The sequence below is a fragment of the Methylobacillus sp. DLP286 genome, from assembly GCF_056636515.1.
Genome location: NZ_CM153145.1, coordinates 1,124,227 through 1,145,994, shown reverse-complemented (window position 1 = coordinate 1,145,994; position 21,768 = coordinate 1,124,227). Strand labels below are relative to the sequence as shown.

Sequence of the window (21,768 nt, the reverse complement as noted above, 5' to 3'; positions counted from 1 at the left end):
GCTTGCTGCGCTCACTACAAAAAGTAATGAAAAGATGATAAAAACATAACGTCGCTGCAAGGGGGTAAGATATACGTCATCGACATTCATTATGTGAAAAGACATATTGCTAAGTATATGGTTTTTCTATAATCCACTTGCAGCTTATAAAAACCAGGGGGGCAGCGTGAGTAACAATAACAATCAGGCTCTAGAGGTTTTATCAAGGTTGAGGCAGGCCATCGCCGCACTGCATCGAAATATCGACAGTGCGTTGCCGTTAGCTGGCATTGCCCCCAGCCAGCAGGATTATATCGCCCACTTGAAACTCAGCTACCGCTGGTTGGCCGGGGTGAACGCGGTATTGGCCGGCGTGAGCGGTTTTTCCGCAGCGATGCTGGGCTATAACCGCTTGTGCATAGACGCATTGCGGCAAGACCTGGAATCGGCGCATATGCTCGAAGGTGCGGAGTCCGAGGACATGGCCGGCTTTAGCCTGCCGGCAGGCCCAGGAGTGCCATGGGGCGTCCAGTATGTCATCGAGGGCTCTTATCTCGGGGTCAGCGTGCTTTACCAGCGCCTGCGCCACATGCAATCCCCTTCCTGCCCGATGCATTTCTTCTCTGCGCGCAGCCAGGCAAGCGCAGGCCGGTGGCGAACGTTCCGGTCGACGATCGAACAGGTATTGGATAACGAGCAGACGTTGCAGGAAGCCGAGCAGGGCGCTATCGAGGCGTTCCATTATTTCTCGTTGGTCATGCAGTCTGCAACCAAGGAGCGGCATGAGCCTCGCCAGCGTTACGCTTGATAATTGCGACCAGGAGCCCATCCACATCCCGGGTCTGATCCAGCCGCATGGCGTGCTGCTGGCCTTTGATTTCGAGGGGCACCTGCGCCACTACAGCAGCGGCGCCAACGCCGTGCTGGGCGCCCTGCCCAAGATCGGCGAAGTGTTGCAGCCTTCCCACATGCCGCATGCTGCCGCTGCCTATCAATTGATCAAGGAATACACGCAGGACGTGGTGGTGATCGAGGGCCTGGCACAGACCCATGAGCTGGAGGTGCAGGGCCGGAAATTCGACCTGGTGCTGCATGTAAACCAGAGATGCATCATTGCCGAGTTCGAGTTGCGCCTCAACGGCGACAAGAACATCAATATTTATTCCGTGAAGGCGCAGAAAGCGATCAATGCAATCAAGAGCCAGCGCAGCATAGAAAGCCTGCTCAACGTCGCTGCCGAGGAGTTCCGCGGCCTGACCGGGTTCGACCGCGTGATGGCCTACCGCTTCCGCCATGACGACAGCGGCGACATCGTGGCTGAAGCGAAGCGCGAGGATCTCGACAGCCTGGTCGGCAGGCGTTATCCCGCAAGCGACATCCCTGCCCAGGCAAGGCGCATGTACGTGGAAAACACCCTGCGCCTGATTGCCGACGTCGACGGCCAGCCAGTGCCGGTCGTTAAGGCTGCGAATACGCCGCCACTGGACATGAGCCGCAGCGTGCTGCGCAGCGTGTCGCCCATCCATATCGAATACCTGCGCAACATGGGCGTCGGGGCTTCCATGAGCGTTTCGATCGTGCTCAACGGCAAGCTCTGGGGCATGATGGCCTGTCACCATATGTCCGCGTACCAGGTGCCGTATTCCGTGCGTATGGCCTGCGACGTGCTCTGCCATATCCTCGCCAGCGCCATCCAGCATATTGAAACGCGCTTGAGCGCGGACAGGCAGATTGCCAGCAGCCACCACCGTGCGAGCCTGGTGATGAAATTTCTCGAATCCGACGACCTGTCGACGGCGCTTTTTTCCAGCTTGGATCGTCTCAGGGAACTGATTTCCTGCGACGCCATGGTGGTCAGCTACGGCGATAAAACCTATGCGACGGAAGGCATCCCGCAGGAACTCGGGCGCCAGCTGGTGCAATGGCTCAACCAGGGGCTGGAGGCCAGGGATTTCTACCATGTTTCCACTCTTGCTGAAATGCCGCCGGTGCTGGATGCCTTAACCGAAAGGTTCTGCGGCTTGCTGGCCTTCAACATAGACAAGGTGAATGCCAGCTGGGTCGTATTGTTGCGGCGTGAGCAAATCCATACCATCAGCTGGGGCGGCAAGCCGGAAAAGCATTACAAGCCAGGCCCGCTCGGGCCAAGGTTGACGCCGCGCGGCTCGTTTGACGAATGGAAGGAAACCGTCAAGGGCCAAGCCGAACCCTGGAGCGCTGCCGACCTGGCTGACGCCCGCGACCTGCAGCACGAGCTGCTCAAGGTGTGCAATGCGCGCAACGCGGAAACCGAGCGGACGCGCCTGCAACTCATGGCGATCCTGGGGCATGATTTGCGCGATCCCTTGAATTCCATCAGCATGGCGGCACAATTGATGGAAATGCAGTCCGGCTCCTCACGCATGAGCGCCCGGATCAAGAATTCAAGCAGCCGCATGCAGCGCCTGGTGAACCAGGTGCTGGACATGGCACGTCTGCAAACAGGGCTGGGCCTGAACCTGGGTTTTATCGAGACGGATGTTTCCGCGCTGCTGCATGACCTGGTGGAGGAAAACCTAACGGCCTATCCCGACGTCAGCATGGAAACGGACATCGAGACCCAGGTCACGGCGCAGGTCGACCCTGACCGGGTCGCGCAGGCGATCGCCAACCTGATCAGCAATGCGCGGCACCATGGCGAATCAGGCCGCCGGGTGAGGGTGAGGATGTGGCGCGCCGGGCATGCGTTCAATATCAGCGTGCATAACGCGGGCGCGCCGATCGATGCGGGCGCGGTGGAAGGCCTGTTCAACCCGTTCAAGCGGCAGGAACAGCTCAATATGCGCAACCGCAACGGTCTCGGCCTCGGGCTCTATATCGCCAACGAGATTGTGAAGGGGCATGGCGGCGAAATCAGCTACCGTTACCAGGACGGGGAAATTGTATTCAATGTGGAGTTACCGCTACGCAAGTAGCGAAAAGGAGCAGGATTGAACAGGCAAGTGCGGCAGGCATTGATTATCGAGGATTACCAGGCAGCGGCGGAAACTTTCAAGGAGCTGCTGGAGATGCTGGATTGCGAAGCGAATTATGTCATGGCGGGCGCAGAAGCGCCGCAGGCGCTTTCCCAGCGTGATTACGATGTGGTGTTCATGGACTTGAACCTGCCTGACATTTCAGGTGTCGCGCTGGTCAAGCAGCTGAGGACCTTGGCTGCCGGCCGGATGCCGAAGTTTGTCGCCGTCAGCGGCTATGCCGAGGCCGAGCTGGGAAAGGAGGCTAGCGACTTGTTTGACTTCTACCTGGAGAAGCCGCTGGATATGAATAACTTGGAACGCATATTGCAATCCTTTTGACTAAGCCATGGATTCTCCAATGACAATACAACAGCAGGAGTGGCTGGTGGCCGGCATCAAGCATGAGATATTCATGCGGATTTTCCCAACATTGCGGCATGGCCTTGTCGGGCCGATCTCCATTGCCCGCATGAGCGCTTCCATCGTCAGGCGCCTGTTGTCGAAAGGCGAGAGCAGCAAGGCAGCGCTGGGCGAGCCGGTGGAGCGCATCGATCAGCAGCTGGCCGAGGCGGTGACCGGCATCCGCGCCTTGCAGGTATGGGAGCCGGAAGCCAGCGGCCTTGCCATCCCTGCCGAGATATTGCGTCAAGGCATTGCGCTGATGACGGCGCCGTTGGCTTTGCGCGATATCAAGATGGACTATGTGCCCAGCGATATCCAGGATCTTGAAGAGGTGCGGCAGCAACCGTTTCTCTATGCATGGCTTGCCTTGCTGTGCTATTTCGAAGACCAGCTGAACGAGCCTGCGACCTTGCGCCTTGAGCAAAAGGAGCCCAGGTCCGTGTGCGTCGAAGTGACACGGCCATTTTATGATGTCAATCAGACAAAGGGCAGGGCTAAAGCCCATGCGCGCATCATTGACAAGTTTGCGTTGGAGGCTGTCGCAAATGCCGGCGGGTTTCGCCTGAAATTCGGCCAGGAATGGGCCAGTTTCAGTTGGACATAACAGCCTAGCAAAGCAAGGGCCGGGGCTTGAGCGGCGCATAGAAATAATCCGCGAGGCTGGCCAGCATTTTTTCATCGTAGATAGTCAGCGAATTGTTGTTGATGCTGTGCAGCCCGAGCTTTTCCAGTTTGCGCAAGGTCTTGTTGGTATGGGCGAGCGATAGCCCCAGCGAGTCGGCGATTTCCTGTTGCGTCAATGGAAAGGGAATCGTTTTTCCAGGCATGGGGTAGATGGATTTATAGCGTTTGTAGAGATGCAACAGCAGCATGGCAATTTTCTCCTGACCATTGCGCGCGCCTACGTTGACCAGGTTGTCGTCGACGATTCTCTCTTCTTGCGCGCATAGCCAGGTGATATCGTATGCCAGCGAAGGGTGATGCTCGTAAAGCGACCAGAGCCTGTTCTTGTCCAGTTCGCATAAGGTAACGGGCGTCAGGGATTGCACGCTGCTGTCGCTGTTGTCCAGCAGGTTCTGCTGCAATCCGATCAAATCTCCGGGCAACAGGAAATTGAGGATCTGGCGGTTGCCGTTCTTCAAGGCGCGGTAGCGGTAGGCCCAGCCGTCAAGCAAAGTGTAAAGCTGTGTCGAGCTGGTGCCTTCTTCCACGATCAACTTGGCGGCCGGCAAAGTGAGTTGGCGCTGCTTGAGTTGTTCGATAAAAGCGATTTCCTCAGGCCGGTGGGTTTTAAAGGCTTTTTGTTGCCGCAGGTACTCGCTCATTGTATCCATAAATATTTCCTCGTGAGAGTGGTTGTAGCCATGAAGGCCTTTGTGCGCCCGCTTTATCAATGCCTGCTCATCCGTGTGGCAGGGACTCTATCCCCAGCCTGCGGTTGGCTGGCACCGCAATGTCGATCATCTCGGGCTTTGGCAGGTCGAGCGCGTGCATGATGGCAATGAATTCTTCACGGGATTTTCCCGCAAGCCTCGGATTGATGGCCTTTTCCTGGCCGATGGCGCTGACGCGATAGCCCTGGTAATCATGTCCCGGATAGACCAGCGTTTCGTCTTGCAAGGTGAAGAGCTTTTGAGTGATGCTGTCGTAGAGCGTGCCGGCATCGCCACCCTGGAAATCGGTCCGCCCGCAGCCGTTGATCAGCAAGGAATCTCCAGTGAATACACGGCCATCCACCAGGTAACTGACGCTGCCCGCCGTGTGACCCGGGGTCGCGAGCACGTGGATGATGTGGTGCCCCAGGCTGAGCTGGTCCCCATGCTGCAGTTGCAGGTCTGCAGGCAAGGCATTGCAACGGCTGCCAATGCCCGTGAGCGTATTGGTTTCCTGCCGCAGCAGGCCGCTGGCCGTAATATGGTCGGCATGCACGTGGGTTTCCAGGGAGTATTTCAGCACCAGGCCATATTGTTCCAGCAATGTAAGGTAGTGCTGGAACCCTGAATCCACAGGATCGATCAGCAATGCTTCCTTGCTGGATTCATCGCCGAGCAGGTAGGTATAAGTGGAGGATCCCTGGTCAAACAGTTGCCTGAATATCATTGAGGTTCCTTTCTTGATTGTTATCGGTTGATCCTCGAGGCAAGTATTTCAACTCAAACTGACACTGTAGGAGACAACGGTTTGCCGGACTATGTTCCTGGCCGGCATCCGTCTCATCAGCTTTTTACGTAGCCGCACCAAAAATTTTTCCAGCGTTATGGCAGGCTGCGGAAACATATCGTAAAAGGAATGAAATGTTGTCTCAGTCCTACAAATAAGCCGCTTTCCAGATAGTTAGGTTCCTTCCGAATTTTGGATATCCCGCGTCGCATCAGATTGAATCGAAAGACCAAATAGCCGAGCAGTAACGAAAAATATGTTATGGTAAAAAAGTCATCATTCATTTCACACCCGAGGTGAACCCCCATCATCAATCAGCGTTAAGGATTTTTAATGATTTTCAAGGAAAGACTTATCCATGCCGCCATATTCGATATGGACGGCACCATGTTCGATACCGAACGTCTTCGATTCACCACCATCAAGCAAGCTTCCGCCGAGCTATTCGGCGAAACCATCAGTGATGAAATCCTCATTGGATCCCTGGGCCTGAGCGCCAAGAAGGCGGAAGAGCTCGCCAAGAGCCGCTATGGCGAGGGGTATCCATATGCCGCGATCCGCAAGCGCGCCGATGAGCTGGAGCTGGCGCACGTGCGCAAGCATGGCGTGCCGGTCAAGCCGGGGCTGTATGAAATCCTCGAGCGCCTCAAGCGCAACGGCCTGTTGATGGCGGTGGCCACTTCAAGCCGCCGTGCGATTGCCGAGGAGTACCTGATCAACGCCAACGTCATGAAGTATTTCGACATCACGGTCTGCGGCGACGAGGTAAAGCAGGGCAAACCGCATCCTGAGATATTCCGCACCGCGGCCAAGGAGCTGAATTGCCTGCCCGAGCATTGCCTGATGTTCGAGGATTCGGAAAACGGCCTGCGTTCCGCCTCGGGAGCCGGCGGCCTGCCGATATTGATCAAGGATATCAAGGAGCCTCGGCCCGAGATCAAGCAACTGGCCTACCAGGCTTACGACCGCATGCCGGATTTCCTTGCTGACCTGGTCAGGTTTACGCCCAACCTGCCCAAGCCAAAATTGACGGATGCGTTCCCGCAAACCATCAACAACATGCGTGCCGGCATCCATGGCTTCGGCGCCATGGGCGGCGGTTACCTGGCGCAGATATTCTCGCATTGGGACGGCTATACCCGGCCTTATGAAATCATCGGCGCTAGCAACAATACGACCCTGCGCAGCCTGGTCAATGCGTTTGGCAAGTACGACGTGCACTACAGCAACCTGGCTTTCCGCCAGACCATAGACCGCATCCGCTTGATCGACATGGCGGACGAGGCGGCAGTGTGCGAGATGTATGCGGTTTCGGAAATCGTCGGCCTGTGCCTGCCGGAATCGGCCATCAAGCAGCAGGCGGCGATGATAGCCAAGGGGCTGATCGCACGCTACCAGAACGGGGCGGGCTCATTGACCATCCTGGTCGTACTCAACAAGCTGAGCGGGGCGGCATTTGTCCGGCGGCAAGTGAGGGAAGCCATGCTGCGCATGCTGGAGGGGCCGCAGGCAGAGCAGATCATGGAAATGGCGTACTTTACAGAAACGGTCGTCAACCGCATGGTGTCAAAAATACCGAAAGAAATTCTCTTGAAGCAGGCCAGGATTAATTTCGCTAGTTTTGAAAAGCACACCCAGCAAAAGGCATTGGCGCCTGGCGGTAGTGCAGCACCTATGCACCAGGAGTCCGTCCTTCTGGCCGAGCCGGGGCTGGGCAAGATCGTGAGCCAGTTGCGGCATGCCTCGCACCTCAACCGGGCATTGGACCAACTGGGGGTCACCCTGTTTGAAAGCGGTCCCGACATGGTGCTCTACGCCAAGAAGGGCGGCAAGATACTGGAACGCCTGCGCCAGGTGCAGACCGTGGACAATATTGCCGAGATCCAGGCGATCAAGAACCGGCTCCTGAACGGTACGCATGCCATCATCGCCTGGTATGCCAGCCTGCTGGGCTACCAGACCATCGGGCAGGGCATGGGAGACGAGCGCGTCGTCATGCTGGTGAAACGCCTGGTGAACAACGAGATCAAGCCCGCCATGCTGCAGGAAAACCCAGCATTGGCGGAATATATCAATACCTCGTTCGTCAACAGCTTCATCGCACGGTGCAAGGCTTCGTTCAAGGACCCATGCCGCCGCATCGGGCGCGACCCGTTGCGCAAGCTGCAACGCAAGGAGCGCATCATGGGCAGCATCGAGCTGGCTGCGCGCCATAGCATTCCAACCCCCATGCTGGAGTTCGGCGCTGCGCTGGGCATTTTGTATTCGTTGCGCCTCATTACGCCCGAGGACAAGGAATGCCAGCGCATCAAGGCCTTGTTCGAGGCGAACGCTTCCGTTGCCGATGTGCTGGCCTTCAGCGGCGACTACCACGGCAAGCCCTACCAGGGCCTGGACCCGCAACAGGATGCGGCATTGATCGAGCGTATCGCCGAGCATCTGCGGCAATTGACCAATCCTGCCTCGGCCCACTGGCAATGGCCGCTGAGCTATAACTACGCGGAGGAGCTGGCGTCCTGAAGTCCGCCTGATATCGAGGAGGCTCCGCCTCCTGTGGTATATTGGACATTACCTTACAGGAGGAAACACAGGAAGATGACGCTTACCACCAAGACCATCAGCGACCAGTTCAGCAGTTGTCCGCAATTGACAGTCGACCAAGTGGCAGAGGCCTCTGCCGCCGGCTTCAAGACCATCATCAACAATCGCCCGGATGGCGAGGGTGGCGCCGAACAGCCCAGCAGCGAGGAAATCCGCCAGGCTGCCGAAGCCAATGGCCTCCAGTACGTGCATATTCCTGTGGTGCCCGGCCAGTTGACTTATGCCCAGGTGGACGAGCTGGCCGGACTGCTACCCAGCCTGCCGACGCCGATCCTGGGGTTTTGCAAGCTTGGGACGCGCGCGGTCAATATCTATCAGCAGGCGTTGGCCAAGCATGGGCAGCAAGAGTGAACAATAAGTAAGCTGGAACACTAAAAAAACGGCATCCCTGGATGCCGTTTCTATTTTTAATGTGACAAAGTTTCTAACCTGCTGCCTGTTTGAGTTGTTCCAGGATGGCAGGGTTGTCCAGCGTGGAAATATCCGAGGTGATTTCCTCTCCCCTGGCGAGGGAGCGCAGCAGGCGGCGCATGATCTTGCCCGAGCGGGTCTTGGGCAGGTTCTCGCCGAAACGGATTTCATCCGGCTTGGCGATCGGGCCGATTTCCTTGCCGACCCAATCGCGCAACTGTGCCGCGATGGCCTTGGCGGCATCGCCTTCAGGGCGCTCGCCCTTGAGCACCACGTAGGCTATGATCGACTCGCCCTTGATGTCGTGAGGCTTGCCTACAATCGCGGCTTCGGCGACCAGCGGGTTGGCGACCAGCGCGGACTCGATTTCCATGGTGCCCAGGCGGTGGCCGGAGACGTTGAGCACGTCGTCGATGCGGCCCATGATCCAGAAATAGCCGTCCTCGTCGCGGTGCGCGGAGTCGCCGGCCAGGTACAGGCCCTTGAGCTCCTCGGGGAAATAGGCTTTCCTGAAGCGTTCTGGGTTGCCCCAGATGTTGCGGATCATCGAGGGCCAGGGCTTTTTCACGACCAGCAGGCCGCCGCCTGTGCCTTCGATATGCGTGCCGTCTTCTTCGACGATATCCACGATGATGCCGGGCAGGGGGCGGGTGCAGGAGCCGGGCTTGAGATCAACGGCGCCGGGCAGCGGGGCGATCATGTGCGAGCCGGTCTCGGTCTGCCACCAGGTATCGGCGATCGGGCAGCGCTCCTTGCCGACCACCTTGTGGTACCACATCCAGGCCTCGGGGTTGATCGGCTCGCCCACTGTGCCAAGCAGGCGCAGGCTCGAGAGGTCGTACTTGTTCGGCAGGTCGCCGCCCAGCTTGATCAGCGAGCGGATGGCGGTGGGGGCGGTGTAGAAAATGCTGACCTTGTGGCGCTCTATCATCTGCCAGAAACGGCCCGCATCAGGATAGGTGGGCACCCCCTCGAACACCACCTGGGTGCTGCCGAGCGCCAAGGGGCCGTAGGCGACGTAGCTGTGGCCGGTGATCCAGCCCACGTCGGCCGTGCACCAGAAGATATCCGTGGCTTTGTGGTCGAACACCCATTTCATGCTCATGATGGCGCCGAGCAGGTAGCCCCCGGTGGAGTGCTGGACGCCCTTGGGCGTGCCAGTGGAGCCGGAAGTGTAAAGGATGAACAGCGGGTGCTCGGCATCCACCCAGGTAGGTTCGCAATAGTCGCTCTCGGCTGCTTCGACTTCATGCCACCATAAGTCGCGTTGCGGGTTCCAGGCAATATCCACGCCTGTGCGCTTGTAGACGATGACTTTCTCGACGGCTTCGCAGCCGCCCAGGGCCAATGCTTCGTCAACCGCCGGCTTCAGCGCTACCGGCTTGCCGCCACGTACGCCGCCGTCGGCAGTGATGACCAGCTTGGCGCCGACATCGACGATGCGTTCATGCAGGCTCTTGGCGGAGAATCCGCCGAACACCACGGAGTGGATGGCGCCGATACGGGCGCAGGCCTGCATGGCGACGATGGCTTCTATGCTCATGGGCAGGTAGATGATGACGCGGTCGCCTTTGCCGATCCCTTGCTTTTTCAAGGCATTGGCGAAGCGGCAAACGCGCTGGTGCAGCTCCTTGTAGCTAATGTTCGCGATGTCGCCATTGTCCGCTTCGAAGATCAAGGCGATCTTGTTGGCGCGTTTTTCCAGATGGCGGTCTATACAGTTGTAGGAGGCATTGAGCTTGCCGTCGGCAAACCAGCGATAGAACGGAGCGTCTGACTCGTTCAGCGTTTCAGTGAAGGGGGTCTGCCAGGTGATTTCCTGCCGGGCAAGATTGGCCCAGAAGCCGGTGTAATCCTGCTCAGCCGCATCGCACAAGGCCTGGTAGCCTGATAAACCCGACACGGTGGCGGCTTGGCGGAATGCTTCATGCGGCGCGAAAACGCGCGTTTCCGTCAGCACGGATTCAATGGACGACATAAATGCTCCTTCAAAACTCTATAATGAGGCGATGCTATCGGTGCTAAGGCACCCGTAACGTTAGGAAACGAATTATAACATTTCATTTACAATTTCAAGATGCGCACACTATCACAGATTTTGCAGACAGATACAGACTTATCGCAGGATGAACAATATTTGCTGCATGCCGCCAAGTGCAGCCCGTTCATTGCGCGGCTGGTCAATAGCGATGCCGGGCTACTGTCTGAACTGGATGCAACTTTGCACCAGGCATGGACAGTCGCGGAAATGCAGGCATGGCTGGATAGCCAGGATGTGGCGGACGATGCCAGTCTCAAGCGCGCATTGCGTAAGCTGCGCCAGCGCGTCATGCTGCGCCTGATCGTGCGCGACCTCAACGGCCTCGGGGGGCTGGACGAAGTGATGCTAGTGGTGAGCGCATTGGCGGAGATCAGCCTGCAATTCGCCTTGCGTCACATCACTCCCTGGCTGGAAGCGCAGTATGGCGAACCTATCGGCGAGGAAAGCGGCGAGCGCCAACATTTTACAGTGGTGGGCATGGGAAAGCTGGGCGGGCACGAACTCAACGTCTCTTCGGATATCGACCTGATCTTTGCGTTTGCCGAGGATGGCGAAACCAACGGCGCCAAGTCGATCGGCAATGTCGAGTTCTTCACGCGGCTGGCCAAGCGACTGATCGCGGCGATCGACGAGATCACCGAGGATGGCTTCGTCTTCCGCGTCGACATGCGGCTGCGGCCTTACGGCTCGGAAGGGCCGCTGTCTTGCAGCTTTGAGATGCTGGAAGAGTACTACCAGAACCAGGGGCGTGAATGGGAACGTTATGCCTGGATCAAGGGCAGGGTGGTCGCGGGGCCGGACCAAGGCTTGAGCGAGTTGCTGCGGCCTTTCGTATTCCGCAAATATCTTGATTTCGGCGCGTTTTCCTCCATGCGCGATCTCAAGGTGCAGATACAGCGCGACGTCAACCGGCGCGACATGCACGACAACATTAAGCTGGGGCGCGGCGGCATCCGCGAGGTGGAGTTCATCGCCCAGGTGTTCCAGTTGATCCGCGGCGGCCGCGATGCCAGCCTGCAGATCAAGCCTACCTTGTCGGTGTTGCGCCTGCTGAAGGAAAAAGGCCTGCTGCCTGCGACTGCGGTAGAGGAGTTGAAGCAGGCCTATATTTTCCTGCGCAACCTGGAGCACAGGCTGCAATACCTCGAGGACACGCAAACCCAGGATTTGCCGGTGAACGAGGAAAGCCGACAACGCATCGCGTTGGGCATGGGATTCGGGGAATGGAGCGCTTTCCTCAAGGTGCTTGAGCAGCACCGCAGCGTGGTGCAGCGGCATTTCGAGGAAGTGTTCAGCGACCCTGCGGAAGAGCGCTCCGAGCAAGAAGCGCCGCTACAGCGCGAAGCGGCCTTGTGGCGGCGGATGGTAGAAGGCGAGGAGGCGGTCGAGGCCATGGCGCAGCTCAATTACCAGGAACCGGCGGAAACGTTGCGCAAGCTGCTCAGCCTGCACGACAGCCCGCGCTACAAGCAATTGCCGGAACTCAGCCGGCAGCGTTTCGATACCCTGATTCCGCTGGCGATCAAGGAGGCGGCGCAGGAATCCAATCCGGACCAGGCGCTGATCCGGGTTGCCGACTTGCTGGACAGCATCTGCCGCCGGGCGAGCTACCTGGCGCTGCTGGCGGAATATCCCTCGGCGCTGACGCTGGTGACGCGCATCGTCAGCGCCAGCCCCTGGCTTGCGCAATACCTGACCCAGCACCCGATATTGCTGGACGAATTGCTCGATACGCGCAACCTCTATGCTGCACCCGATTTTGCCGCTATGCATGCGGACCTGGAGCAGCGGGTGAGGCTGCTCTCCGGCGATGTGGAGCGGCAAATGGATGAAATGCGGCATTTCAAGCATGCCGCCGTGTTCCGCTTCGCTGCCAAGGACGTGGCGGGAGAGCTTGCGCTGGAGACGCTATCGGATTACCTGAGCGCACTGGCGGACATCATATTGGACGTGGCCATCAAAGCCATCTGGCCCAGCCTGCGCCACCGTCACCGCGAAGACCCCCTGTTTGCCGTCATCGGCTACGGCAAGCTGGGCGGCAAGGAACTGGGCTACGCTTCCGACCTGGATATCATCTTCCTTTACGACGATGAAGCGCCAGAGGCCGGCGAGGTGTATGCCAAGCTCGGGCAGCGCGTCAACACCTGGCTCAGCAGCATGACCCCGGCCGGTACCCTCTATGAAACCGACATGCAGTTGCGTCCGGATGGGGCGAGCGGGCTGCTGGTGAGCTCGGTGCAAGCGTTTGAAACCTACCAGCAGGAAAAGGCCTGGGTCTGGGAGCACCAGGCGCTGACGCGGGCCAGGTTTTGCGCAGGCAGCCAGGAGATCGGCGCCATCTTCGAGCGCATCCGCGAAACCGTGTTGCGCCAGCCGCGCGACAAGCAGGTACTCGCGGCCGAAGTCGTGGCGATGCGGCATAAGATGCACCAGGCCCATCCCAACCATGGCGAATTGTTCGACCTGAAGCATGACCGCGGCGGGATTGTGGATGTCGAGTTCATCGTGCAATACCTAGTGTTGGCGCATGCGCCGCAATATCCCGAGCTGACGCGCAACCTCGGCAATATCGCATTGCTCGACATCCTGGGCGGTCTGGGCCTGGTGGATGCGGCGTTGGCGCACGAAGTGGCGCAGGCATATCGCGATTACCGGCGCCGCCAGCATGCCATCCGGCTGCAGGGAGACCAGAAGGCGCGCGTGCCGCTGGCAAAGGTGGAGCAGGAAGTATCAGCCGTACGGCGCTTGTGGCAACAGGTGTTTGGCGAGGAGGGCGGCTAGTGGGCTAGGTGCCTAGTTGTTTAGAGCGACTGACAAAACTCGGCTAGGCGCTCTGTCGCAGACAGTACAAGCGATACGGCAACGACGGCAGGAGAGTGTTGTTAACTGCTCTTAGTCCACGCGCGCCTGGCTATACGCGATTACCCGCATGAATCGGGAGAGTACGTCGGGGTCGGTCTTGATGCCCTCCTCCGAAGCCAGGATACCTATGATCTCGCGATGCGAGCGCGCCCGGTGGTAGGGCCGCGTCGTCGCCATCGCGTCATAGGCGTCGGCGATCAGCATGATGCGGGAAGCCAGCGGAATTTCGTCGCCGGATAAGCCGTCCGGGTAGCCGCTGCCGTCGAAGCATTCGTGGTGATGGCGGATGATGTTGGCGACTTGATGCGCCTGGGGGTGCAGGGTATTGCGGAACAGGCGCTCGCCCTTCACGGGGTGCATCTTCATGATGCGCCATTCCTCGGCATCCAATGGCCCGGGCTTGAGCAGGACGCTGTCCGGGATGCCGATCTTGCCGATGTCGTGAAACCGCGCGCCCACGGCAATCAGGTCAAGCTCCTTCTGGCTCAATCTGCATGCCACGCCAATCTCGTGGGCGAGCAGCGAGACCCGGTCGCAATGCTGGTGGGTATAAGCATCCCGCTCATCCAGGGCGATGAACAGCGCCTGTGTGGATTCGGCAAGATAAGACTCGAAAGAGGAGGGAGCGACTGCGGTCGATGCACTATATACCAAAACCGATCCCCTGAAAGCGCGTTGCAGGTAGTGTTACTATCAATCTAAATCCGTTTGAAGCTAAATATTACGTAACCTAAACACTAGGTGCGTACATTAACATAGGCATCTATTGATTGAAATAGCTGAATTCAGCAGGCGGGATTCTTGTCGATGATGGATTGCAGGCTCTTGCCGGCTTTCTGCGCGGCAAACGGGGCGTGGTATTCGATATCGTAAATCATCCACTGGCCATTTTCCTTGCGTAGGATGACCTCGTCATCCCAGCGCTGCACCTTGCCGTCTTTTTCCAGGCTGAAATGGACGGTCGACTGGCGCCCGAACTGATTCGGGATGCTCGGCTCGATAGTAAAGCTGGTAAAGCCGGCATCGTTGGAAGTGAACAAGTCGCCGTTGGACCATGGCGTGACCTTGTCCCTGGTCCGGCAGCGGTGCTGCTCGCGCAGCGAGATATAGAAAATGCGGTGCAATTTCGGGATGAAATGCTGCGAAATCGCATCGAGCTGCTGCATATTCGGCAAGCCCACTACCTTGTCATTTTTCTGCAAGGCGGCATAGTCGTCGAAAAAACGTATTGCCGCTTCCCGTGCCTCGTCCTTTTCCGGTTTTGCCGCATTGACCGGCAAGGTACCCAGCAAGCTGAGGCCGAGTGCAATGGAGAGAAATTGCCTGATCATGTTATGCGGCTCCGGTTAATGCAGCGACGAGTCAAGATGGCGCATTAGAGCATGTCGGGAAAAGTGCAGGCAAGCCCTGATTAGGGCTTGCCGCTAGATCAGGAAAAAATCCGTACCGCGCCTCATTAATTTGCTGACGACGATGACGTCACGCGCCAGACGGTATTGCCCACGTCGTCAGCTACCAGCAATGCGCCTTTCTGGTCCACCAGCACCCCTACCGGGCGGCCTTGCGCCTCGCCTTTCTCGTTCAGGAAGCCGGTGAGCACGTCGACAGGATAGTCGGAGGGTTTGCCGTCGGCAAAGGGCACGAACAACACCTTGTAGCCGCTGCTCGGCTTGCGGTTCCACGAACCGTGCTGTCCGACGAACATGCCGTTGGCAAACTGTTCAGGCAGCTTGTTGCCTTTGGCCGAGGCCAAGCCCAGTGAGGCCGTATGCGGGCCTAGCGCATAGTCGGGGGCAATGGCCTGGGCGACCAGTTCCGGCTTTTGCGGCTGTACGCGCACGTCGACATGGTCGCCATAATAGCTGTATGGCCAGCCATAGAAGCCCCCCTCCTGCACCGAGGTGATGTAGTCCGGCACCAGGTCGCTGCCGATTTCGTCCCGCTCGTTGACAGCAGTCCACAGCGCGCCGCTATCCGGCTCCCAGGCCAGGCCGTTGGGGTTGCGCAGGCCCGAGGCGAAAATACGGTGCTCGCCCGTCTTGGCATCCACTTCCCAGATGGCGGCGCGGCCTTGTTCAATGTCCATGCCGTTTTCCCCGACATTGCTATTGGAGCCGACAGTGACGTACAGCTTGCTGCCATCCTGGCTGGCGATCAGGTTCTTGGTCCAGTGGTGGTTGCGCGGCAGGCCTGGCAGGGCGACCAGCTTGGTGGGCGGTGCGCTGATTTCGGTAGCGCCTTCCTGGTACGGGAAGGTCACCACGGCATCTGCATTGGCAACATAAAAGGTATTGTCGATCAGCGCCATGCCGAAGGGCGAGTGCAGGCCCTTGAGGAAGACCGAGCGTTGGTCGGCCACCCCGTCGCCGTCCGTATCACGCAGCAATGTGATGCGGTTGGCGCTCGGGGCGCCGGCGCCAGCGCGCGCCATGAACTTCCCGGCAAACCAGCCGCGCAGGCTGAAGCTGCCTTCTTCCTTGGGAGGACTGTTGGTTTCCGCGACCAGAATATCGCCGTTGGGCAATTGGTAGAGCCAGCGGGGGTGGTCGAGGTCCTTGGCAAATGCATTGACCGCGGTGCCCTCCGCCGGCGTGGGTAAGGCCCCTTCGGCCCAGCCCACTGCAGTGGCGACATGCACCGTGGGAATCAGGCTGCTGCGTGGCTCCGGCAGCTCGGGCTTGGTGCCGGTGCCGGCGGAGACAGGCAGCTTGGCAACGTCGCCGCAGGCAGCGAGGGATAGTGTAAGCAAGGCAGGAAGCAATAGTCGATGCATGGTAATTGTCCTTTATGGCATCCGAGTCGGGGGCGGTCATGCTCTATAATGAGCGCTAGATTTATTTTGATTCTGCAGTTTAATGACGCATCTCGCATCAAGAAAGTTCTGATTTGAGCACATCCTCCCTCGCTGATACGCTTGTCCTCTGGCAGGAGGGCGAGCAATCCCGCCAGGCGCTGTGGCGATCTGAAAACCATAGCAAGTCGCCGGCGCGGGTGCAAGTGGCGGATGACAGCATCAAGGCGGACCATGCCTACCGCTTGGCTTGCGAGGGTACGGCACTGCTGTGGCGAGGGGATTTCCAGAATGCCCGCCAACTGCTGCAGGCAATGGCGAGGCGGGTGGACCGCAAGCCTGCCAAGACTTCAGTCCAGCCCGTGGAAGCATTCAATCTGCACCGGCAAGCGCAGGCGCAGCGGGCGCGCGTGCTGGGCATGCTGCTGGTGGAGCTGGGCCAGGATTACACTATCGCCTTGCGCCGCGCGCCTGATGTGAGGGAAGCCTGCCTGCAGGCTTATGGCGCTGCGGATCAGCCATCCCTGATATCGTTGCGCGAATTGCAGGGGGTGGTCGGCGCATACGAATGGCGTAAGAAAGGAGTGGAGGTGGCAGCGCTGGGCGCCCGGATTCACCCGCATTACGGCGTGTTTTCGCCAGTGCGCGGCGAATATGTCGACCTGGTGGCCCAGGCGCCGTTGCCGGACAAAACACTGGCGTTCGACATCGGCACCGGCAGCGGCGTGCTGGCCGCGCTGCTGGCAAAGCGGGGCGTGCAGAAAGTCATTGCGACCGACCAGGATGCCCGCGCCCTGACCTGCGCGCGGGAAAATATGCAAAGGCTGGGTCTGGAGCCGCAGGTGGACGTGCTGGAATGCGACCTGTTCCCGCAGGGCCAGGCGCCGTTGATCGTCTGCAACCCGCCCTGGATACCGGCAAAAGCCAATGCCGCCATCGAGTATGCGATTTATGATCCCGCCAGTGCGATGCTCAAGGGGTTCCTCAATGGCGCCCCGGCCCATCTGACGCCTGGCGGGGAGGCCTGGCTGATCCTGTCCGATATTGCCGAGCACCTGGGGTTGCGCACCCGGGCGCAGCTGTTGGCAATGTTTGAAGAGGCCGGGCTCAAGGTGATCGAGAGGCTGGATATACGGCCGCGGCATGGCCGTGCCAGCGACCAGGCCGATCCGCTGCACCGGGCAAGGTCGGCCGAGGTCACGTCATTGTGGCGGCTCGCTGCCGTTTAGGCGGCGGCTTGCGGCTGGTCCGCATTTTCCATCGGTTCATCAACTGCCGGGGCTTGCTCGTCGAAACTGGCCTGTAGTTTATCGAACGCGAGCAGGGCCTTGGTCAATTGCTGGTTGAAGCGCCGCGTTTCCGCCAGCTTGAGCAGGTCGTCGCCCCCCGATTCCTGGCCTCGGCGTTCGTGCAGCACATCCTGGAAAATGAGCTGCTTTTTTTGCTGGCGCTCGCGTACGAATTGCCGGTAGGCACGGCGCAACGCTGCCTGGTCAGGCGGCAACGGACTGCTGCTCAATGCCTGCCAGTAAGGGATTTCCAGTTCGAAAGCAGTCCGGTCTTGATCCAGGTGTCGCGCCAGGCTGGGCAGCAATTGCAGCGCCATGGAAAGGCGCAGCTGGTTCTGTACGAGCTGGTTGAGCAATTCGGCCTCTTCTGCCGACATGCTTTGCTGGGCAAGCTGCGCAATGTAGTGATGCAGGTTTTGCAGGATCTGCTTGTTATCTTCCAGCAGCTGGCTGTCCAGTTCGTGCCGTTGCCCCATCATCAGCGCCAGGCGCGCGATCAATTGTCCGGCGCGCATGCCTTCCAGGCTCACGGCTTTGATCGCAAGGCTGGGGATTGCCAAACTGGATTGATCCAGGCTGAACGATCCCAGGTGGGTAGGCGTCTTGAACTTGGTTTCCAGCCAGCGTAGCAGCGGGGGTGTCAGCGGGTACATGAGCACCACGCCCAAGGCATTGAACATGGTATGGAACAAGGCGAGGATGAATTGCGGCTGGGTGTCGTTGAATATCAGCTGGGCAATTTCCTGGATGCCCCAGAGCAGCGGTTTGAGCAGCAGCAGGGCCACGGTCGCGGTTAGCACGTTGAACAGCACGTGCAGGCTAGCAACGCGCTTGGCGGTCGCGGTGGCCGCGAGGGTTGCCAGCAGTGCCGTCGATGTCGTACCGACATTGGAGCCGATGACCACGGCGGCCCCGATCTCCAGCGGGACGGCGCCGGTCGATACCGCGGTGACGACGAGGGCGATGACCGCCAATGACGCCTGCATGACCACCGTGAGCAAAATGCCCGCCAGTATGGAAAGCAGGATGCCCCAGACGCCCAGGCTGGTGAGATAGGCGAAGTCGATATTGACAAAGGCAGAGTCGAAGCTGGCCTTGAGGTAGCCCAGCCCGAGAAACAACAGCGCGAAGCCGGTAAACGCCTCTCCGATGCCTTGCCGGCGGGTTTGCTTGCTGAACAGCTTGAGCATGACGGCAATGCCGAGGATGGGCAGCGCCAAGTCGTCCAGCTTGATGCTGCCGCCGACGACTGCCACCAGCCATGCGCTCAGCGAACTGCCCAGGTTGCTGCCGTAAATGACAAAGGCCGCTGCGGACAGCGAGAGGATGTTGGCATTGGCGAAGCCGATGGTCGCCACCGTAATCGCGGTGGAGGACTGTACCGCGAGCGTACTCACGCCGCCGATGAAAATGCCTTGTAGCGGCGTGCCGGTCCAGCGTTGCAATAGTTGCATGAAGCTGGGGCCTGCCGCAGTTTTCAGGCCGCGCGTCATCCAGTCTATGCCCAGCAGCATGAGGCCGATCGCCCCCAGGCCCATGAAGAGATCAGACCACATTAAATTGTTGATGCCTCTGTATGCAGGGAAAGCATTAGTTTAACTCGAAGTGATGCTGTGCCATCTCTTGGCTGGGGTTGCTAGGGACGCAGTCTGCAAAATGGGAGATGGAAATGAAAAGGGAGAATGCCGATCGGCATTCTCCCTGGGTGTGATTAGCAAATGGCTTACTTGCCGACCTTCAATTTGCCGCCTGTGCCCAGGCCGCCTTCAACTTCCTGTGCCTTGTAGTGGCGCAGTGAAACTACCATTTTGTTGTAGGCATCCACGAATGCGGCGACAGTCGCCTTGCCTTCGGGCGTGCGGGAGAAGCCGCCGAGGCTGCCTGCTGCGCCGCCGCCAAAGGCGCCGAGTGCGGCACCATAATTAGTGGCGGTGGCATTGCCTTCCGCAATGCCGATTTGCACGGAAGAACGGATATCGTATAAAGACAATGTCACGACAGATACCTTGGATTCCAGGGAGCCAGCCAATGTGCCTATGCCGTTGCCAATCAGACTGCCCAAGGCGCCTGCGATTTTACCGGTGGAGTCGTTGTCGATGATGATCGCTGGTTCAAGGAAGTAGTCGGCAGCTACGCGCTGGCCTTTTTGCTGGTTGGATCCAACGCGGAATTCGCCGGAGTTGCGTTGCTTGTCGGTGATGGCGGAGATGCGGCCGTCAGTGCGGCTGTTGCCGATAGCGGTGATCACGAAGCAGTTCGACTGCTGCACCGCCAAGCGCAACAAGGGCTCGATGCTGGTGACTTTGGTAGCGGAACCGAAAGTGGTAAACCATTCCTTGTCGCGGCCGTCATCCATGGCAATCGTGCCAAGGGGAGCCTTGCAGCGCTCCAGGTTGGAGTTTGCATCCGCGCTGGTGCTGCCAGCCGCTGCGCCGGAAGCTGCAGTCGGCGATGAACCAGTGGACAGCATACCGCCCAGGCCGGGGCCATCGGTGCTGACGCAGCCAGCCAGTGTCAATGGCAGCAACACCATTGCCAGGTTAAGTTTTTTCTTGAACATGCTTATTCTCGCTAAGGTTGGGGTTGAGGTAATCGTAAACGTATCAATAAAAATACCAGGAAGATCCGCGCCAATAGCTGCGGTAGGTATAGCCGCTATGCCAATATCCGTACCAGTAAGGCCGGTAAAGATTCAGCCACCTGCGGTATTCCACTTCATTTTTCTTGGCTTCCTGTGCCTGTTTCAGCAGCGTTTGCGCTTCTTGGTTGCCCTTGCCTGCGGCCATACTCAGCCAGGATTCAGCCTCGGCAGGGTCTGAGCCCATCTCTTCCAGGCCCATCAGGTAGAAACGGCCGACTGCCAGCTGGGCGTCGCCGTCGCCGCGCTCTGCGGCATGGCGCATCCAGGTCAGTGCTTGATATGAATTGCGGGTGATACCGTCGCCACGGAAATACCTTAGGCCAAGGTCAAAAGCTGCACGCGGGTCCTTCTCCGCCAGTGCGGTGAGTTGCTCGATCTTCTGCTTTTCTTCTGGCGAGATGGAGGATTCAGGGACGAAGGTGGATCCGCTGCGCGGACGGTCTGAACAACCTTGCTCATCGCAGATACGGACAGTTTGCTTGTTCGGGTTGGACGCGTAAGCGGACAGGTTGACTAATATAGTCAGAAATATAAGAAAATTTTTCATTGGTGTTTGAGTTATTCTTTTTTAAATCAACGCACTCATGACATGCTTATTTCCCAATAATAAGCATGAACTTATATTGATTCTATAGCGATAGATCGAATGGGGGCAAGTCTAGATTTTCACCTCACTGTCGAGGTGGTTGTCCCAAGATTTTTAGGATATGAGGGAAAAGCGCTACTGCATATGCTGCAGTAGCGCTTGAGTAGCCTATTAGGCTTGCTTGCGGCGGCGTGCTGCGAAACCTACAGCACCCAGACCCAGCATGAGCATCGCGTAGCTGGATGGTTCAGGCACGGCGGCAACTTGGTCAACCTGGAAAGCCAGGAGTTGGGAGTAGCCGATGCCGAAATTGATGGTGTAGGAAGTCACGGTTTCGCCCAGGTTGGAGAAATCCCAGCTGTATTGGTAGTAGTCGGCAGCCCATTCTGTGTCGACAAAGCTTACCAAGCTGCCAGCAATGTTCTGATCACCACCATTGTAGCTTAGTGTGATACTGATATCACCGCCGCCCATGACGGAGCTGAAGTCGTTAAGGATGCCTTGGAACACCAAGGAGGAAGCGCTGCTATCCACGGTTGTATCGGTGAACGTAAAGGTGGAAGGACCGCCATAAAGGCCTGCGCCAGCAGGGTAGTGGCTGCCGGAAGTGCGGGTGAGCACGGCGTCCCCGGAACCAGCAACATTGCCTAGAGTGCCGGCAACCAAGTGATCTGCGGTCAATGGGTCGGCATTGCCGTCGGCATCCAGGCGGCCGCGGTTGAGCTGGTTCCAACCGTCGAAGGATACGGAGCCGTCCACATCTACAAAGCTATCGAAGGTTGCATTCGCTTGAGCCAGGGTTGCCGCTGCGAGCAGGCTTGCACCGACGACGGTGCGAACAGATGTCATGTTCATTTTGTTAGTTTCCTTAGTGTTGAGAATGATCAACCGGATTTTCCCAATGAAAATCCGGACATCTTCGCTAGCCGTCTTGCAATGAGCACAAGCTGGGCTGGCGAGTTCCTATCTGTCATACAAATAAGAATGATTTGTATTATGTTTATTTTTC

The 21,768-nt window shown here is 58.4% G+C and carries 18 protein-coding genes; 8 read left to right on the top strand and 10 right to left on the bottom strand.

What is annotated here, in order from left to right:
• The first annotated feature begins 166 nt into the window (after positions 1 to 166).
• Genes ACWXTG_RS05550 through ACWXTG_RS05535 form a run of 4 tightly spaced genes read left to right on the top strand, consistent with a single transcriptional unit; the run spans position 167 to position 3,981 of the window.
• Entirely contained in the window at positions 167 to 787 is a 621-nt protein-coding gene (locus tag ACWXTG_RS05550) for a biliverdin-producing heme oxygenase (protein WP_480220998.1), read from the top strand.
• The gene (locus ACWXTG_RS05545) at positions 762 to 2,933 is read left to right on the top strand and encodes an ATP-binding protein (protein WP_480220997.1); all 2,172 of its coding nucleotides are present in this window, start codon (positions 762 to 764) and stop codon (positions 2,931 to 2,933) included. The genes ACWXTG_RS05550 and ACWXTG_RS05545 overlap by 26 nt, the downstream gene beginning before the upstream one ends.
• 15 nt (positions 2,934 to 2,948) lie before the next feature.
• On the top strand, positions 2,949 to 3,314 hold the full coding sequence (locus tag ACWXTG_RS05540) for a response regulator (protein WP_480220996.1): 366 nt from the start codon (positions 2,949 to 2,951) through the stop codon (positions 3,312 to 3,314).
• Positions 3,315 to 3,333: 19 nt separating this feature from the next.
• Positions 3,334 to 3,981 carry a hypothetical protein gene (locus ACWXTG_RS05535; RefSeq protein WP_480220995.1) on the top strand — a complete coding sequence of 216 codons (648 nt, stop codon included), beginning with the start codon at positions 3,334 to 3,336 and terminating at the stop codon, positions 3,979 to 3,981.
• 4 nt (positions 3,982 to 3,985) lie between these two features.
• Here ACWXTG_RS05535 and ACWXTG_RS05530 read toward each other — a convergent pair whose 3' ends face one another.
• Positions 3,986 to 4,711: a Crp/Fnr family transcriptional regulator gene (locus ACWXTG_RS05530; RefSeq protein ID WP_480220994.1), complete on the bottom strand. Its 726-nt coding sequence runs from the start codon at positions 4,709 to 4,711 to the stop codon at positions 3,986 to 3,988.
• 67 nt (positions 4,712 to 4,778) lie between these two features.
• The gene (locus ACWXTG_RS05525) at positions 4,779 to 5,474 is read right to left on the bottom strand and encodes an MBL fold metallo-hydrolase (RefSeq protein ID WP_480221214.1); all 696 of its coding nucleotides are present in this window, start codon (positions 5,472 to 5,474) and stop codon (positions 4,779 to 4,781) included.
• Between the two features lie 396 nt (positions 5,475 to 5,870).
• Here ACWXTG_RS05525 and mtlD point away from each other — a divergent pair, with 396 nt between their 5' ends.
• A complete protein-coding gene (gene mtlD, locus ACWXTG_RS05520; RefSeq protein WP_480220993.1) occupies positions 5,871 to 8,057 on the top strand; it encodes a bifunctional mannitol-1-phosphate dehydrogenase/phosphatase in 2,187 nt (728 codons plus the stop codon).
• 75 nt (positions 8,058 to 8,132) lie between these two features.
• Positions 8,133 to 8,489: a protein tyrosine phosphatase family protein gene (locus tag ACWXTG_RS05515; protein ID WP_480220992.1), complete on the top strand. Its 357-nt coding sequence runs from the start codon at positions 8,133 to 8,135 to the stop codon at positions 8,487 to 8,489.
• Positions 8,490 to 8,562: 73 nt separating this feature from the next.
• On the opposite strand, the gene acs is transcribed toward ACWXTG_RS05515, so the two are convergent.
• Positions 8,563 to 10,527 (bottom strand): acetate--CoA ligase, encoded by a 1,965-nt coding sequence (gene acs / locus ACWXTG_RS05510; RefSeq protein WP_480220991.1) that lies wholly within the window; start codon positions 10,525 to 10,527, stop codon positions 8,563 to 8,565.
• A gap of 99 nt (positions 10,528 to 10,626) precedes the next feature.
• On the opposite strand from acs, the gene glnE reads away from it, so the two are divergent.
• On the top strand, positions 10,627 to 13,371 hold the full coding sequence (gene glnE, locus ACWXTG_RS05505) for a bifunctional [glutamate--ammonia ligase]-adenylyl-L-tyrosine phosphorylase/[glutamate--ammonia-ligase] adenylyltransferase (RefSeq protein WP_480220990.1): 2,745 nt from the start codon (positions 10,627 to 10,629) through the stop codon (positions 13,369 to 13,371).
• 111 nt (positions 13,372 to 13,482) lie between these two features.
• On the opposite strand, the gene ACWXTG_RS05500 is transcribed toward glnE, so the two are convergent.
• The 3 genes from ACWXTG_RS05500 to ACWXTG_RS05490 all read right to left on the bottom strand — a co-directional run bounded on the left by ACWXTG_RS05500 (position 13,483) and on the right by ACWXTG_RS05490 (position 16,225).
• Positions 13,483 to 14,106, bottom strand: coding sequence for an HD-GYP domain-containing protein (locus ACWXTG_RS05500; protein ID WP_480220989.1), 624 nt, complete (start codon positions 14,104 to 14,106; stop codon positions 13,483 to 13,485).
• A gap of 131 nt (positions 14,107 to 14,237) precedes the next feature.
• Complete coding sequence (locus tag ACWXTG_RS05495) at positions 14,238 to 14,783, bottom strand: DUF3828 domain-containing protein (RefSeq protein ID WP_480220988.1); 546 nt, start codon at positions 14,781 to 14,783, stop codon at positions 14,238 to 14,240.
• Positions 14,784 to 14,908: 125 nt separating this feature from the next.
• Positions 14,909 to 16,225: a PQQ-dependent sugar dehydrogenase gene (locus tag ACWXTG_RS05490; protein WP_480220987.1), complete on the bottom strand. Its 1,317-nt coding sequence runs from the start codon at positions 16,223 to 16,225 to the stop codon at positions 14,909 to 14,911.
• Positions 16,226 to 16,338: 113 nt separating this feature from the next.
• Here ACWXTG_RS05490 and ACWXTG_RS05485 point away from each other — a divergent pair, with 113 nt between their 5' ends.
• Positions 16,339 to 17,472, top strand: coding sequence for a methyltransferase (locus ACWXTG_RS05485; protein WP_480220986.1), 1,134 nt, complete (start codon positions 16,339 to 16,341; stop codon positions 17,470 to 17,472).
• Here the strand turns inward: ACWXTG_RS05485 and ACWXTG_RS05480 are convergent.
• The 4 genes from ACWXTG_RS05480 to ACWXTG_RS05465 form a co-directional block, all read right to left on the bottom strand.
• Positions 17,469 to 19,088, bottom strand: a complete 1,620-nt coding sequence (locus tag ACWXTG_RS05480) for a Na/Pi cotransporter family protein (protein ID WP_480220985.1) — start codon at positions 19,086 to 19,088, stop codon at positions 17,469 to 17,471. The genes ACWXTG_RS05485 and ACWXTG_RS05480 overlap by 4 nt on opposite strands.
• 167 nt (positions 19,089 to 19,255) lie before the next feature.
• Positions 19,256 to 20,092, bottom strand: a complete 837-nt coding sequence (locus ACWXTG_RS05475) for a hypothetical protein (protein ID WP_480220984.1) — start codon at positions 20,090 to 20,092, stop codon at positions 19,256 to 19,258.
• 43 nt (positions 20,093 to 20,135) lie between these two features.
• Entirely contained in the window at positions 20,136 to 20,720 is a 585-nt protein-coding gene (locus ACWXTG_RS05470) for a tetratricopeptide repeat protein (RefSeq protein ID WP_480220983.1), read from the bottom strand.
• A gap of 210 nt (positions 20,721 to 20,930) precedes the next feature.
• A complete protein-coding gene (locus ACWXTG_RS05465) occupies positions 20,931 to 21,614 on the bottom strand; it encodes a PEP-CTERM sorting domain-containing protein (protein ID WP_480220982.1) in 684 nt (227 codons plus the stop codon).
• Between the last annotated feature and the right edge of the window lie 154 nt (positions 21,615 to 21,768).